Origin of the sequence: Burkholderia sp. B21-005 (genome assembly GCF_020843965.1) — a bacterium.
GTDB classification, from domain to species: Bacteria; Pseudomonadota; Gammaproteobacteria; order Burkholderiales; family Burkholderiaceae; genus Burkholderia; species Burkholderia ambifaria.
This window is the reverse complement of sequence record NZ_CP086303.1, coordinates 269,405-284,845: the sequence shown is the minus strand read 5'-3', so window position 1 is coordinate 284,845 and position 15,441 is coordinate 269,405. Positions and strand designations below refer to the sequence as shown.

Annotated in this window: 11 protein-coding genes; 6 read left to right on the top strand and 5 right to left on the bottom strand. The window is 66.7% G+C overall.

Annotated features, from left to right (window positions below):
- Window positions 1-4: 4 nt before the first annotated feature.
- Together LMA02_RS31790 and acnB are read left to right on the top strand one after the other, a co-directional pair.
- Complete coding sequence (locus LMA02_RS31790; RefSeq protein ID WP_228910650.1) at window positions 5-463, top strand: MarR family winged helix-turn-helix transcriptional regulator; 459 nt, start codon at window positions 5-7, stop codon at window positions 461-463.
- Between the two features lie 224 nt (window positions 464-687).
- On the top strand, window positions 688-3,273 hold the full coding sequence (gene acnB / locus LMA02_RS31785; protein ID WP_228910649.1) for a bifunctional aconitate hydratase 2/2-methylisocitrate dehydratase: 2,586 nt from the start codon (window positions 688-690) through the stop codon (window positions 3,271-3,273).
- Window positions 3,274-3,398: 125 nt separating this feature from the next.
- On the opposite strand, the gene LMA02_RS31780 is transcribed toward acnB, so the two are convergent.
- Window positions 3,399-4,322 (bottom strand): LysR family transcriptional regulator, encoded by a 924-nt coding sequence (locus LMA02_RS31780; protein ID WP_228910648.1) that lies wholly within the window; start codon window positions 4,320-4,322, stop codon window positions 3,399-3,401.
- Window positions 4,323-4,389: 67 nt separating this feature from the next.
- Here LMA02_RS31780 and LMA02_RS31775 point away from each other — a divergent pair, with 67 nt between their 5' ends.
- Complete coding sequence (locus LMA02_RS31775; protein WP_228910647.1) at window positions 4,390-5,007, top strand: LysE family translocator; 618 nt, start codon at window positions 4,390-4,392, stop codon at window positions 5,005-5,007.
- A 22-nt stretch (window positions 5,008-5,029) separates the two neighbouring features.
- Here the strand turns inward: LMA02_RS31775 and LMA02_RS31770 are convergent, their stop codons facing one another.
- Entirely contained in the window at window positions 5,030-6,166 is a 1,137-nt protein-coding gene (locus LMA02_RS31770) for a succinylglutamate desuccinylase/aspartoacylase family protein (protein ID WP_228910646.1), read from the bottom strand.
- A 44-nt stretch (window positions 6,167-6,210) separates the two neighbouring features.
- On the bottom strand, window positions 6,211-7,359 hold the full coding sequence (locus tag LMA02_RS31765) for a succinylglutamate desuccinylase/aspartoacylase family protein (protein ID WP_228910645.1): 1,149 nt from the start codon (window positions 7,357-7,359) through the stop codon (window positions 6,211-6,213).
- 283 nt (window positions 7,360-7,642) lie between these two features.
- On the opposite strand from LMA02_RS31765, the gene LMA02_RS31760 reads away from it, so the two are divergent.
- Together LMA02_RS31760 and LMA02_RS31755 are read left to right on the top strand one after the other, a co-directional pair.
- A complete protein-coding gene (locus LMA02_RS31760) occupies window positions 7,643-8,425 on the top strand; it encodes an ABC transporter substrate-binding protein (RefSeq protein WP_228910644.1) in 783 nt (260 codons plus the stop codon).
- A gap of 80 nt (window positions 8,426-8,505) precedes the next feature.
- A complete protein-coding gene (locus LMA02_RS31755; protein ID WP_228910643.1) occupies window positions 8,506-9,630 on the top strand; it encodes an aminotransferase in 1,125 nt (374 codons plus the stop codon).
- Window positions 9,631-9,688: 58 nt separating this feature from the next.
- Here the strand turns inward: LMA02_RS31755 and LMA02_RS31750 are convergent, their stop codons facing one another.
- Window positions 9,689-11,116, bottom strand: coding sequence for a PLP-dependent aminotransferase family protein (locus LMA02_RS31750; protein ID WP_228910642.1), 1,428 nt, complete (start codon window positions 11,114-11,116; stop codon window positions 9,689-9,691).
- 547 nt (window positions 11,117-11,663) lie between these two features.
- On the opposite strand from LMA02_RS31750, the gene LMA02_RS31745 reads away from it, so the two are divergent.
- Window positions 11,664-13,838, top strand: a complete 2,175-nt coding sequence (locus LMA02_RS31745) for a DUF4132 domain-containing protein (RefSeq protein ID WP_228910641.1) — start codon at window positions 11,664-11,666, stop codon at window positions 13,836-13,838.
- A gap of 10 nt (window positions 13,839-13,848) precedes the next feature.
- Here LMA02_RS31745 and LMA02_RS31740 read toward each other — a convergent pair whose 3' ends face one another.
- On the bottom strand, window positions 13,849-15,261 hold the full coding sequence (locus LMA02_RS31740) for a PLP-dependent aminotransferase family protein (RefSeq protein ID WP_228910640.1): 1,413 nt from the start codon (window positions 15,259-15,261) through the stop codon (window positions 13,849-13,851).
- Between the last annotated feature and the right edge of the window lie 180 nt (window positions 15,262-15,441).

Here is a 15,441-nt window from a genome sequence, read left to right as displayed (position 1 = left end):
AGAAATGCGGGCGAACGACCAACCCGTCGGGGTGGATCAATGCAACTGCTTTACGGTGAGGAAGGCCGCCCGTCAGATCTCGCGTCTCTACGATGCGCATCTCCAGCCGTCGGGCCTGCGTATCACGCAGTTCCTGATCCTCGCCACGTTGAACGAGCGCGAGAACGCGTCGGTCAATGCGCTGGCCGAGCGCCTCGACATCGAGCGCACGGCGATGGGAAAAATGGTGGGCGTTCTGGAGCGGGACGGCTTCGTCACGATGCGACCGTCGCCGGAGGACGGTCGTATCCGCATCGTCGAGCTCACGCCGGAAGGCACGAAGCTCTTCGAGCGCGCGACACCACTGTGGCGCGAAGCGCAGCACCAGTTCAGTGCACTGAACGGCGCGCAAAACGTGGAAGTATTGCGCCGCAGTCTCACGCAGATGCAAGTGGGGACCGATTCCGCGTCCGCCCCGGAATGAATGCCTTCGCGGTTCGCGACGCGGTCGGCTGCCGCTCAACCGCCGCGCCGCGCCCGCAAGGGGGAAGTCTTAAAATCCAACTCTTATATAAGACATAAGACATTTGACGCCTGACCCGATTGCGATTAGAATCCGGTCGAAAGCAGTGAAGCAGTGTCCGGAACAGCAGCCTCGGCGTGCCTGGAAAGCCCTTCCCCTGAAACGCAATCTCAGCAGGTCCCCCCATGCTTGAAAACTTTCGTGCTCACGTGGCCGCCCGCGCCGCGCTCGGTATTCCCCCCCTGCCGCTGACGGCTCAGCAAACCGCCGAGCTGGTGGAACTGCTGGCGAACCCGCCCGCAGGCGAAGAGCAGACGCTAGTCGACCTGATCACCCACCGCGTCCCCGCCGGCGTCGACGAAGCCGCCCGCGTGAAGGCCGGCTTCCTGGGCGCCGTCGCGAAGGGCGAGACGGCCTGCCCGCTGATCTCGCGCGAGCGCGCGACCGAACTGCTCGGCACGATGCTCGGCGGCTACAACATCCAGCCGCTGATCGAGCTGCTGTCGGACGACGCCGTCGCGGCCGTCGCGGCCGACGCGCTGAAGAAAACCCTGCTGATGTTCGACCAGTTCCATGACGTGAAGGAACTCGCCGACAAGGGCAACGCCCACGCGAAGGCCGTGCTGCAGAGCTGGGCCGACGCCGAATGGTTCACGAGCCGTCCGGAAGTGCCGGAAAGCCTGACCATCACGGTGTTCAAGGTCACGGGCGAAACCAACACCGACGACCTGTCGCCGGCGCCGGACGCCACCACCCGCCCGGACATCCCGATGCACGCGCTCGCGATGCTGAAGAACGCCCGCCCCGGCATCACGCCGGAAGAAGACGGCAAGCGCGGCCCGGTCAAGTTCATCGAATCGCTGAAGGAAAAGGGTCACCTGGTCGCCTACGTCGGCGACGTGGTCGGCACCGGCTCCTCGCGCAAGTCGGCCACCAACTCGGTGCTGTGGTTCACCGGCGAAGACATCCCGTTCGTCCCGAACAAGCGCTTCGGCGGCGTGTGCCTCGGCGGCAAGATCGCCCCGATCTTCTACAACACGATGGAAGACGCCGGCGCGCTGCCGATCGAACTCGACGTGTCGCAGATGGAAATGGGCGACGTGGTCGAACTGCGCCCGTACGAAGGCAAGGCACTGAAGGACGGCAACGTGATCGCCGAATTCCAGGTCAAGTCCGACGTGCTGTTCGACGAAGTGCGCGCCGGCGGCCGCATTCCGCTGATCATCGGCCGCGGCCTGACCGCGAAGGCGCGTGAAGCGCTGGGCCTCGCACCGTCGACGCTGTTCCGCCTGCCGCACCAGCCGGCCGACAGCGGCAAGGGCTTCTCGCTCGCGCAGAAGATGGTCGGCCGCGCATGCGGTCTGCCGGAAGGCCAGGGCGTGCGTCCGGGCACGTACTGCGAACCGAAGATGACCTCGGTCGGCTCGCAGGACACCACGGGCCCGATGACCCGCGACGAACTGAAGGATCTGGCGTGCCTCGGCTTCTCGGCCGACCTCGTGATGCAGTCGTTCTGCCACACCGCCGCCTATCCGAAGCCGGTGGACGTGAAGACGCACCAGACGCTGCCGAACTTCATCAGCACGCGTGGCGGCATCGCGCTGCGCCCGGGCGACGGCGTGATCCACTCGTGGCTGAACCGCATGCTGCTGCCCGACACCGTCGGCACCGGCGGCGACTCGCACACGCGCTTCCCGATCGGCATCAGCTTCCCGGCAGGCTCGGGCCTGGTCGCGTTCGCGGCCGCCACCGGCACGATGCCGCTGGACATGCCGGAATCGGTGCTGGTCCGCTTCAAGGGCAAGATGCAGCCGGGCGTCACGCTGCGTGACCTGGTCAACGCGATTCCGCTGTACGCGATCAAGCAGGGCATGCTGACGGTCGCCAAGCAAGGCAAGAAGAACATCTTCTCGGGCCGCATTCTCGAAATCGAAGGCCTGCCCGACCTGAAGGTCGAGCAAGCGTTCGAGCTGTCGGATGCGTCGGCCGAGCGTTCGGCCGCCGGTTGCTCGGTGCACCTGAACAAGGAACCGATCATCGAGTACCTGAACAGCAACATCACGCTGCTCAAGTGGATGATCGCGCAGGGCTATCAGGATCCGCGCAGCCTGCAGCGCCGTATCGCGGCGATGGAGCAGTGGCTGGCCGACCCGCAACTGCTGTCGCCGGATGCCGACGCCGAATACGCGGCCGTCATCGAGATCGACCTGGCCGACATCCACGAGCCGATCGTTGCGTGCCCGAACGACCCGGACGACGTGAAGACGCTGTCCGACGTCGCCGGCGCCACGATCGACGAAGTGTTCATCGGCTCGTGCATGACCAACATCGGTCACTTCCGTGCCGCGTCGAAGCTGCTGGAAGGCAAGCGCGACATCCCGGTCAAGCTGTGGGTCGCCCCGCCGACCAAGATGGACCAGAAGCAGTTGACGGAAGAAGGTCACTACGGCGTGTTCGGCACGGCCGGCGCCCGCACCGAAATGCCGGGCTGCTCGCTGTGCATGGGCAACCAGGCACAGGTGCGCGAAGGCGCGACGGTGATGTCGACGTCGACCCGCAACTTCCCGAACCGCCTGGGCAAGAACACGAACGTGTACCTCGGCTCGGCGGAACTGGCGGCGATCTGCTCGCGTCTGGGCCGGATCCCGACCAAGGAAGAGTACATGGCCGACATGGGCGTGCTCACCGCGGACGGCGACAAGATCTACAAGTACATGAACTTCGACCAGATCGAAGACTTCAAGGAAGTCGCCGACACCGTGCAGATCTAAGCATGCGGTCGAGCTGCGGCGGGTCGCACCCGCCGCAGCGACACGCAATGGCGCCGCGGGCTGAATGCCTGCGGCGCCATTTTTTTTGGATGTCGCCGACGTCGCGCAGCGACCCGGCGCACGCGTCAGGCCATCGTCCTCAGCCAGTCGAGCAGAGCCGACTGCGCGCTTCCGTCCTTTACCGGCTCCGGCGTCAGCAGGCAATAGTGCGAGCCGTCTTCGACGAAACCCATCGGCGCGACCAGGACCCCGCTTGCGAGGTCGTCGCGAACGAGGTGCCACGGGCCGATCGCGACACCCAGCCCCGCGACGGCCGCCTGAAGGCTGAAATAGAAATGGTCGAACATCTGCCCGCGTCCGCTGCCCGCCGGTTGATGCGCGGCCGCCGCCCATTCCTTCCATGCGTCCGGCCGCGTGCGCGTATGCAGTCGCGGCGCGCCCCGCTTCAACGCGTGGCCATCGCGACTGTCGGAAAACCACGGATCTACCTTGTCGGGCCGGCATACCGGACCGACCTTCTCCGCGAACAGTCTCGCCGCGTGATAGCCGGCGGGCCACGTAAAGTCATCCCGCCGAATCGCCATGTCGATGCCGTTGTCGAACGAGAACGGGCCGCCCGCCGCCGCGAGATGAATCTCGACGCCCGGGTATGCCGCCTGGAAATCCGGCCAGCGCGGCATCAGCCAGCGCATCAACAGCGTCGGCTCGCACGACAGCACCCAACGCTGCGCACGGGCCGCGTCGGTCCTTAGCTCGTTTGCAGCCTGCCTCATCAAGTGCAGACCGTCATGGACGGCCTGCGCCAGCTTGCGGCCCGCATCGGTCAGAAAGACGCGGCGACTGCGCCGCTCGAACAACGCTACGCCCAGATCGTCCTCGAGCAGACGCACCGCGCGACTGACGGCGCCGTGCGTCAGGTGCAGTTCGTCGGCCGCACGGCTGAAATGCTCGTGGCGCGCCGCCGCTTCGAAGCAGCGCAGGGCTATCAACGACGGCAGGTTGGATCGAAAACTATGTGAGTCATACTCACCATCGTGGTCAGAAATCATCGTTTTTCCTGATGCACCGTGATTCGTAATATTGGCGCATCACGAAGAAAACCGAAAGGACGATGCAATGACGGAATGGATAGTCGTAGTCACCATCACTATGCTGGCCGTCATCAGCCCGGGGCCGGATTTCGCGATGGTCACGCGCAACAGCCTGATGCTGTCGCGCCGATCGGGCTTGCTCACGGCATGCGGGATCGGACTCGGCGTGACGGTTCACGTCAGCTACACGCTGCTCGGCGTGGGCCTGCTGATCCGTCAATCGCTGTGGCTTTTCAATGCCGTCAAGCTCGTCGGCGCGATCTACCTGATCTATCTCGGCGCGAAGATGCTCGCGGCCAGGCCAGCCGATGGCCGGCCCGCGATGCATGTCGCACCGCTGTCCGATCTCGCGGCGCTGCGCACCGGCTTTCTGACCAACGCATTGAATCCGAAAACCACCGTGTTCATCGTCAGCCTGTTCATGCAGGCCGTCAGCCCGGACACGCCGTTGCACGTGCAGATCGGCTATGGCCTGTTCATCGCGCTGGCGCATGCAGGGTGGTTCAGTCTGGTCGCGGTCTGTTTCTCCGCCGACGCCGTCCGCGATCGCTTGTTGTCGTTACGTCACTGGATCGATCGCACCTTCGGTGTCTTGCTCGTCGGCTTCGGGGTGATGCTGGCCGTCGCGCGCGGCAGTCGCTGAGCGGCGAGCTGCCGACCCAACGTCAATCCGGCAACAGCGCCCCGCTCACCCGCCCCGGTATCGCATCGCGGCCGGCAATCATAGCGATGCGCTGCCCGGCCAGCACGAAGGGCACATGCATCCTCGCCACCAGCATCCCCGATGTGCGTGAGCGCACCGCCACGCGATGCTGCGCGCCGTCCGCTGCCGCATCGACGATTTCCGCGATCACCGCATCGGCGTCGACGTGCCCGCCCACGGGCACCTTCCAGCACACGATGCCGGTACGATCGGCCTTCACGTGATCAACCGCCTCCAGCGCGGCCACGGCCGGCGCGGCATGCGCAAGCGTCGCACTGCGATCGGCGACGATCGCCTCGGTTCGCAGGAACTCGATCAACCCGTCCGCATCGCCGCGAGCGAGCGCATCGGATACGTCGCGCTGCCCGCGCAGTTCGACGACCGCCGAAAAACCCGGCCCCGCTTCATCGTCGCGCCAACCCGGCACGCCGCGCTTGCGCAATTGCGCCCACGCATCGTGAAACGCCTGGTCGAACGTACCGCCACCCGCATGTTCCTCGAGCAGCAGTATCGGCGCATCCAGGCAGCGCGCCAACGCCGTCGCGCGCGCCTCGTGCGCCCAGTTGCCGTACACGTGCATCACCGCCGTCTTGTCGCAATGCAGGTCGAGCGCGATGTCGTGCGCGAATGCGCGATGCAGCAGCATCGCCTTCAGATAGGCGACCGGATCAGCGGCGTCAGCCGGCGGCGCCGATAACGCCGTCAGCCATGCCTTCGCGTCCCGCACGCTGCGCGGCACGTCGCCCGCCGCGATCCGCCGCGCGACCGCGGCCCGCATGTCCGGAAAGCGCCGATCGAAATTGCCGCTGCCCGCACAATCGAAACGCCCGGTCAGCGCGCCGCCGATGCACTGCTGCATGCCGATCGGATTGGCCCACGTCATGACGGCCACGCGCCCGCCCAGCATGCCGGTACGCTCGAGCGCAGCGAGCCGTTCAAGCAGATGCTGGATGACCAGCAGCCCCGGCACCTCCCCGGCGTGCAGCGCGGCCTGAACGTAGAGCGAGCGCGCGGCGCCCGCGGGGCCGAACGTGTATTCGCGCAACGCGATGCGCATGCCCGGCGCCGTTCCCGGCAGCGGGATTTCCAGCTGTTCCATCCGGCACTCCTGTCGTCGGATCGATACGATACGTGTGGCCGATCTCAGAAATCGAGCAGCAGATGCCCGGGATCCCGTTCCGCGAGCGCGGTGTCGCCGGCGATCAGCGCCGCGCGCTGCCCGGGCCGCACCAGCTTCTGCAGTTGCCGCACGACCATCACACCGTCGATCGGGCTGACCACCGGCATGCGCGCGTTGATCCCGTCGCCGTCGAGACGCACGACTTCCGCGAACGTCTCGCCCGCGGCGATGCGCTCGCCCGGTGCGCGCCGATAGGCGATCACGCCCGCACACGGACACCGCACATGGGCGGCACCCTGCAGCGGCAACACGGCAGGCACGACGTCCGGCCCCTCTTCGCCATCACCGGTTTCCGGCAGCGACAGGATTCCTTCGGCGTGCGCGAAGCGCAACAGGTTGCGCGCGTCGCGCCGCGCCAGCGCATCGTCGACGTCGGTCTGGCCGCGCAGCTCGATCGTCGCCGAGAAGCCGCCCTGCGCTTCGTCGAAGATGCCGGCCTGTTGCAGCGCGCCCCACGCGCTCGAATGCGTCTGGTCAAACGCGCCGCCGCCGGTGCCGTGCGGCTCCAGCATGACCACCGGCGCGCCGATCATCCGTGCAACCGTCTCGGCCCGCGTGCGCTGCAACGTCGATGCGTAGACGTGCGCGATCGCGTCGGTGTCGCAATGCAGGTCGAGAACGATGTCGTGATCGACCGCCAGTCTCGCCAACGCGAGCTTCATCGCGGCCGCCGGCGTCAGTTCGCTGCGCGCGCCGAGCAGCTCGCGGAACAACCGCTTCCAGTCCTGCCGCGTCATGTCGCGTGCCTCCGGCGCGTCGAGACGCTGCGCGACCGCGCGGTCCAGCAACGGGAAATTGCGATTGAAGTTCTCGCCGTTCTCGAAATTGAAGCGCCCGACGACCGGCCCGAACAGGCGCTGCGACAGCCCGATCGGGTTCGCATACGGCACGACCGTGACGGCCCCGGCGATGCGTCCCGCGCGATCGAGCTCGTGCAATGCGTCGAGCAGGTGCTGGAGCACGAGCAGCCCCGGATGTTCGTCCGCGTGCAACCCGGCCTGCAGATACAGGTTGCGCCCGGCGTCGGGATTGCCGAAACGGTGTGCGCTCAGATGAAGCGCGACACCCGGTGCCGGCGACGGCAAAGGCAGTTCGATACGTTGATAGGTCACCTGCTGTCTCCTCGAACGGATTCCGGTGCGCAGTCACGAGAGGCCCGAACGCGCGCTTCGCGGCTCGCCGCCGACCGGCTTGATGCGCGTCGATGCCCTCGTCACACCGTCCAAATTACCTAGATTTTTAGTCTACTATGGACAATATGTTTCTGAAAGAAGATACTTGGCAGCACCGTCCGTCATGGACGACCTGTCCCGCTTTACGGTGCGCCGCAGCAGATTTCACGGCCCCCGGCCGGCCACGGGCGACGGTCCTCCTTTCACCCTTATTGGAGTTCGCATGAACCTCAAGCATCTGGTCGTCGCAGTCGCGTTGTCCACGGGCCTGTCCGGACTAGCGTTCGCGGATAACGCCGCAACGCTCAGGATCGGCATCGAAGCCGCGTATCCGCCGTTCGAAAGCAAGACCGCGTCCGGGCAGCTCCAGGGCTTCGACATCGACATCGGCAACGCCATTTGCGCGAAGATGAAGGTCCGGTGCGTGTGGGTCGAGAACGTCTATGACGGCCTGTTGCCGGCGCTGCACGCACGCAAGTTCGACATGGTCAATTCGGCGATGAACATCACGCAGAAGCGCAAGCAGATCGTCGACTTCACGTCGCCGGTCTATGCGGTGCCGATGGTGTTCGTCGCCCGCAAGGACTCCGGATTGTTGCCGGATCCCGCGCGCCTGAAGGGCAAGCACATCGGCGTGCTGCAGGCATCCGCGCAGGAGGATTTTCTGAAGCACAACTGGGAGCCGCGCGGCGTCACGATCACGTCGTATTCGGATCAGAATCTCGTCTACGCCGATCTCGCATCCGGGCGCCTCGACGCCGCCGTGCAGGAATCGCAAACCGCGCAGGAAGGTTTCCTCGACAAGCCTGAAGGCCGCGCGTTCGCGATCCTCGGCGAGCCGATCCGCGACCCCGCGACGCTCGGCGAAGGTGTCGGGATGGCGTTCCGCAAGCAGGACGCCGAACTGCGCGGCAAGGTGTCCGCCGCACTCGACGCATTGAAGAAGGACGGTACGCTGAGCCGCCTGTCGGTCCACTATTTCAAGCGCGACATCATCGTCAGGTAGCCCGCGATCGCGACGAGCCTGCCCGTTTCAATCTGTACGCGGCCGCCTGCCGCGCCACCCCAACCGAGAAAGGAACGACCATGAAGATCAAGGAATTCGGCGTCGAACGCTGGATGGATCTATACGAGAACCGCTGTACGTACAACCTCGCGGAAACGTGCGTCGAATCGCTGACCGTCGATCAGCTGCTGACGATGACCGGCAGGCAGGACACGCTGCTCGACGAGCTGCGGCCGATGAAGCTCACGTATGGCGCGATCGAAGGCACGCCGCGCCTGCGCGAAGCGATCGCGTCGACCTACGCGCGCCAGTCGGCCGCCAACGTGATCGTCACGCACGGCGCGATCGGCGGCAACGCGCTCATCTATGAAACGCTGGTCGAACCGGGCGATACGGTCGTGTCGGTGTTGCCGACCTACCAGCAGCACTACTCGATTCCGGAAAGCTACGGCGCGAACGTGAAAGTGCTGAAGCTGCGCGAGGAAAACGGGTTCCTGCCCGATCTCGACGCACTCGCGTCCCTCGTCGACGACAAGACGCGCCTGATCGCGATCAACAACCCGAACAACCCGACCGGCTCGCTGATGGACGAAGCGCTGCTCGGCAAGATCGTCGAGATCGCGAAACGCTGCGGCGCGTACGTGCTGTGCGACGAGGTCTATCGCGGCACCGACCAGGCCGGCAGCGGCTACAGCGCATCGATTGCCGACCTGTACGAACGCGGGATCAGCACGGCGAGCATGTCGAAGACGTACTCGCTCGCCGGGCTGCGTCTCGGCTGGATCGCCGGGCCGGTCGAGCTGATCCACGCGGTGAGCGTCCATCGCGACTACAACACGATCAGCGTCGGGATGATCGACGACTATCTCGCGACGCTCGCGCTCGAGCACCGCGACGTGATCCTGAAGCGCAGTCACGACATCACGCGCACCAACCTCGCGATTCTCGAAGCATGGGTCGAACGCGAGCCGGCGATTTCCTGGGTCAAGCCGAAGTCGGGCACGACGGCGCTGCTCAAGTATGCGTTCGACATGCCGTCGCGCGCGTTCTGCACGGAGCTGATCGAGGCAACCGGCGTGATGTTCACGCCGGGCAGCGCACTCGACATGGAAGGCTATGTGCGGATCGGTTACGCCAACAACCGGACGGTGCTCGAACAAGGGCTCGCGCGCGTGTCGGAGTATTTGCGTGCGAAGGCCGGCTGAGCGCGGCGCGCGCCGGCATCGGACAGGCCGGTGCGTGCGACGCGCACCGGCCTTCGCTTCACGACTGCATGCACGATGCCGCGAGCTTCCCGACCGCGATCACCGCCTGCTCGATCTCCGGCGACCACGGGCTGCTGTAGTTCAGCCGGATGAAGTTCCGGTAGTTGTCCGTGATCGAGAACATGTAGCCGGGTCCGATCGTGATGCCCTGCTCCAGCGCGAGCTGGTACAGGCGCATCGCGTCGACCTGTGCCGGCAACTCGACCCACAGCACGTATCCGCCCGCCGGGCTCGAGATGCGCGTGCCTTCCGGGAAGAACCGCGACACCATCGCACGCATCAGGTTCGCCTGCTGCGCATACGCCTTGCGAATCCGCCGCAGGTGATGCTCGTAGCCGTCGCGTTCGAGAAACTCGGCGATCGCGAGCTGCGGCAGCGACGGCGTCGCCAGCGTGTTCAGAAACTTCAGCTTCTCGACCTGATCCCGATAGCGCCCCGGCAACGCCCAGCCGATCCGGTAGGCGGCCGTCAGGCTCTTCGAGAACGATGAGCAGTGCAGCACGATCCCGGTGCGGTCATAGGACTTCAGCGCGCTCGGATGCGACTCGCCGAAATACAGTTCGTTGTACACGCCGTTCTCGATGATCGGCATGTCGGTTTTCGTTGCGTATTCAACCAGTTCGCGCTTGCGCTCGTCGGGCATCTGGAAGCCGAGCGGGTTCTGGAAATTCGGCATCACCATGCACGCGGCGATCGGCTGCGACTTCGCGATCGCCGCCAGCGCCGCGATGTCGATTCCGTATTCCGGGTGCGTCGCGACCTCGATCGCCTTCATCCCCATCCGCTCGATCGCGTGCAGCATCGCGTAGAACGTTGGCGACTCCACCGCAATCGTGTCACCCGGTTTCGCGACTGCCTGCAGGCACAGATTGATCGCCTCCGTCGCGCCGACCGTCACGATGATCTCGTTCGGATCGACCGACATCCCGTTTTCCAGATAGCGCCGTGCGATCTGCCGGATCAGGCGCGGATGGCCCGGCGGCAGCCCGTCCGTCACGCCCCACAGAGACTTGTCGCGGCCGGCTGCATACGCATAACGGTTCAGCTTCTCGAACGGAAACAGGCTCGGGTCCGGATACGGCGAGCCGAGCGGCACCGCGTCGTCGGTGCCGATCGAGCGCAGCGTCGACAGGACGAGCCGGCTCATGTCGACGGACGACGAGATCGCGATCGGCTTCGACGGCCGCAGCTCACGCACCGGCGCGTGGTTGTCGTCGCGGCGCAGGTTCACGAAGTAACCCGACTGCGGCCGGCTTTCCAGCAGCCCGCGGCTTTCGAGCAGCAGATATGCGTGCAGCACGGTCGTGATGCTGATCCGGTGCTGCTGGCTCGCCTGCCGCACCGACGGAATCCGGTCGCCGTGCCGGTACACGCCCTGGCGAATCAGACGCTCGATGTCGTCCGCGAGTTTTTCGTAGAGCTTCATCGCGCGCTCCCCGCCGGCCTGCGCATGCGCGCCGCCGTCCCGTGCGCGTCCGATACGCGCGTGTTCTGCCCGCCGACCGGGCTGCCGTTCTGCCTGATTGCTCCCTCCGGTTTTGCCTTTTCCATCGCAGTGGCTCGCTTTTGAAGATGCGCCGGGAGGATTCCGTTACAACGGGATCCGCGGCACTGTGCACTTGATGGACGAATGTTAAGAGAAGAACAGTTGGCGACGGGTACACACATCGATCACGCGAACAAGAGTACAGTTCGGCGCGCATCGCGCATGGCGGGGAAACTGTACATCTTATGAAATGGCCGAACGGCCGGACGGCTTGCGCAGCGCGGCCGGATCACCCGGCACGCCCGCCGCGCGGGCCTTTGTCGGCTACCGCAATTGGGGTGCAATACTATGCGCCCGCACGGTTTTCATTGCCGGAGTCAGACCATGCAATACAGATCGAATAGGCAGTCGGGTCGGGCCACGCAGCCCCCGCCGCCCGGCAAGTACGGAAATGGCGCCAGAACGGCTCAATCGACAGGGAAAGCGCATGACTGATCGCGCCCTCGTTGCGCTGCTGGTCGCACGGCTGACCGGCACGGCCGACCATCCGCGCTTCACCGGCACGCCGATCGACCTGTCGGCGCTCGATGCGCGTGCGCTCGGCGCGGTCTGGCCGGCATTGCGTCGCGTCGAGCACGAGATCCTGCAGCGCGACCACGCGTACGACGACCCGCGCGCCGAATTCGCGCGCTGGCTGCGCCAGCAGATCGATGCGCTCGGCCTCGCGCCGCTCGTCGACGCCGATGCGGCACTCGAGCTGTTCCGCGACGTTCCGGCCGGCGGATGGAAGCGTGCGCTGGAGGATCTGCCCTGCCTGGACGCGCTGCCGTCGCCCGCGCTGCAGGCCGAACTCGCCCGCATCGCCGCCGAACCGGAGGAAGGCGGGATGCGCGCGGCGTCCGCGTATGGCGCGTATGCGCTCGACTGGTTCGCCGGCCGCCGCGACTTCTCGGCGCGACGCGATGCGTATGCGCCAGCGCTGGCCGGCTCGCCGTTTCGCGTGCGCGAACTCGACGTGCTGCCCGAGCTCGGCGCGGCCGCGCTGCTCGCGCTGGCCGCGACGCACGACGGCTATTTCGCGCCGAAGCGGCTGTGGATCGACTTCAGCGATCCGGCCGTCACGCTCGCGGAAGACGCCGCGTACGTCGCATTCGCGCGCGACACGCTGACCGAAGCCGCGCGACAGGTCGCGGCGCTTCATGCCGGCACCGTGCCCTACGAAGCCGACCGCGCGTTCACGACCGACGACGCGCAGGTCGTCGCGCGCGCCGCGCGCGTGGCCGCCTATCGCGATGAAGCCTGGCTGCGCCCGCTGATCGGGCCGCTGCTGACGGGCGTGTGCGTCGCACCGACTGCCGCGAAGACCGCGCCGTCGCAGTCGCTCGCGATCGCACTCGGCCACGCGGTCGAGACGATCCCGACGCCCGAGAGCGTGCGTGCGCTGCGCGACGCGCTCGCCGCCGTGCGTCATGCGGGCGTGCAGAAGAAGCTCGCGCGCAACCTGAAACCGGCCGAACGCGCGCTTGGCGAGCGGCCGCACACCGCGCTGCGGATGACGCTCGACGCGAAGCCCGACAAGAAGCAGCTCGCGATGCTCGCCGCGTGCATGGAAGCCGGCTTCTGGCAGCCGATGTCGCTCGGCCACGCCGAATGGCGCGAGCGGCTCATCAATGCGCCGGCCGGCGCCGCGTTCTCCGCGCGGATGATCTGGCAGGCACGCGGCCGCGATGGCGCGACGCAGTCGTTCATGCCTGAGATCGCTGAGGGCAAGGTCGTGCCGCGCGACGCGGCCGGCCACGCCTGCGACATCGCGGCCGACAGCGACATCCGGCTCTGGCACCCGCTGCTGGCCGACGCGGACGAGCGGCTCGCGTGGCAGCGCGCGATCGTCGGCCGCTCGCTGCGGCAACCGGTCCGGCAGGCCTTCCGCGAGTATTACGTGCCGGCCGATGACGACGCGTCGGCCAGCGATTGCGCGATGTTCGAAGGTCACGTGCTGTCGAGCCGGCCGCTGCTCGGCGTCGCGCGCCGCGAAGGCTGGTCGATCCGCGCATACGACGACGGGCTAGTCCGCGAATTCGGCGACGTGCGCGCCACCTTCCTCGTCGACGCGCGGCTCTATCCCGGTTCGGAAAGCCACGGCACGTCGCGCCGGCTGTACGTCGAGCGCCGGCACGAACGGCGCTGGGCGCCCGTGCCGATCGGCGAGATCGATCGCGTCGTCTTCTCCGAAATGGCGCGCGCGGTCGACCTGCTCATCAGCGTGGCCGCGTTCGCGCTCGACGACGACGCAACGCGCGCGGCCGCCGCGGCGCTCACGACAGACCCGGTCCGCCAACACGCGCTCGACACGGAACGCCGGCACCGCCTGAACCGGTTGTCGGATCTTCCATTGGGCGTGATGGCACGCCATCGCAGGCACGTGCTGTCGCTCGTGTTCGCCAAACCGGTTGCGCAAGGGAGGATCACGATCGATGAACGCCATGTGCGCGTCGGCGCGTGGGCGGTGCATTGCGCGACCGGACGCGTGACGCGCGACGGCGAGCCCGTCGAACCCGCGATCGCGCCGCCGCCGGCGCCGCTGCGCGCGGTGCCGTGGCTGCCTTACGACGAAGCGCTGCTGCAGCGGATCGTCGACGTCGTCGCGGGGTTGCTCGACTGAGTGGGTGCCGTCAGATCGAACCGAACAGCGCGCGCGGCCGGTCCTTCAGCGTGCCGGACAGGATTCGCAGCCCGTTGACGAGTTCGTCGCGCGTGGCCGGGCACGCGAGGTTGATGCGCACGCCGTGCTCGAGTTCCGCGCGATCGACCGCGAACGTCGACGACGGCATCACGATCACGCCGCGCGCCTTCGCGTTCGCGGCGAAGTCGTCGGCCCGCCATGGCGGCGGCAGCCGCAGCCACACGAACATGCAGGCGGGATCGGACTTCAGTTGCCCGGCCGGCAGCAACTCCCGCGCGAGATCGACGCGCGCGCGAATCTCCGCGAGTTGCGCGGCCATGATCCGCTCGGCGGTGCCGTCCTCGATCCACACCGTGGCGATCAGCATCGACGTGGGCGCCGGCATCCATGCGGTGGTGCGCACCGCTTCCGCGCACAGCGCGACGCTGTCGCGCGGGCAGCTCAGGTAGCCGAGGCGCAGCCCCGGCGCGAGAATCTTCGACGTCGCGCCGATATGAAACGTCAGCTCGGGGCACAGCCCCGCGATCGCCGGCAGCCGGTCGCGCACGAGCGGCCCGTATACGTCGTCTTCGATGATCGTCACGTGATGGCGCCGCGCGATATCGACGAGCGCCATCCGGCGCGCGAGGCTCATCGTCGTCACGGTCGGGTTCTGCAGGTTCGGCACGACGAAGATCGCCTTGACGGGCATGCGCTGGCAGATCCGTTCGATCTCGTCGGGCAGCAGGCCGTCGTCGTCGGCCGGCGCGCTGACGATCTCGAACTGGAACACCGGCGCGAGCGCCTTCAGGCCGTAATACGTGAGGCGGTCGGCGACGATCACGCCCTCGGTGCCGATCAGGCTGTTCAGCACCGCATAGAGCCCGTGCTGCGCGCCGCTCGTGACGACCACCTGGTCGCGCGACGGCGCGAAGCCCGGTGCGGCGAGCCACTGCGCGCCGGCCGCGCGTGCCCAGTCGGGCCCCTGCGGCGGCTGGTATTCCTGCAGCGACGCGAAACGCGGATCGTCCGGCAGCTCACCGAACGTCCGTGCGAGGTTCGCGAGGAACTCGCCCGTCGCCGGACGGTTCACCGTCAGGTCGATCACGCCGTTGCCCGCCGCGAGCGACGCCCGGGCCGGCTCGATGCTCGGCATCGCGCCGCCGGTGACGAGCGAGCCGCGCCGCTTGCTGCCGATCACGAGGCCACGCAGCTGCAACTCCTTGTACGCACGCGACACGGTCGACACGTTGATGCCGAGCTCGGTCGCGAGCTGGCGCTGCGGCGGCAGGCGGCTACCCGGCGGGTACATGCCGTTGCGGATTTCCGCCTCGATCGAGCTCGATACCTCGACATAGGTCGGCCGCTTCGCCTGCGCCGGCGCGCCGTCGTCTCGCTCTCCGGAAATTTTGTCTGCTGCCATGTATCGCCCGTGCCCACACAAAAAGCGTTTGTCTGCCGTTTAAACCGGTCCGGCGATTGTATCCGACATCCCCTTCCGATCAAACATCTGCCGAAAAGGTCGTTGAATCAGCGGGTTGGAATCGGGTAAACGCTAGCGCCACACAATCGATTTTTGATTGCACACAAAAAATTACTGTGT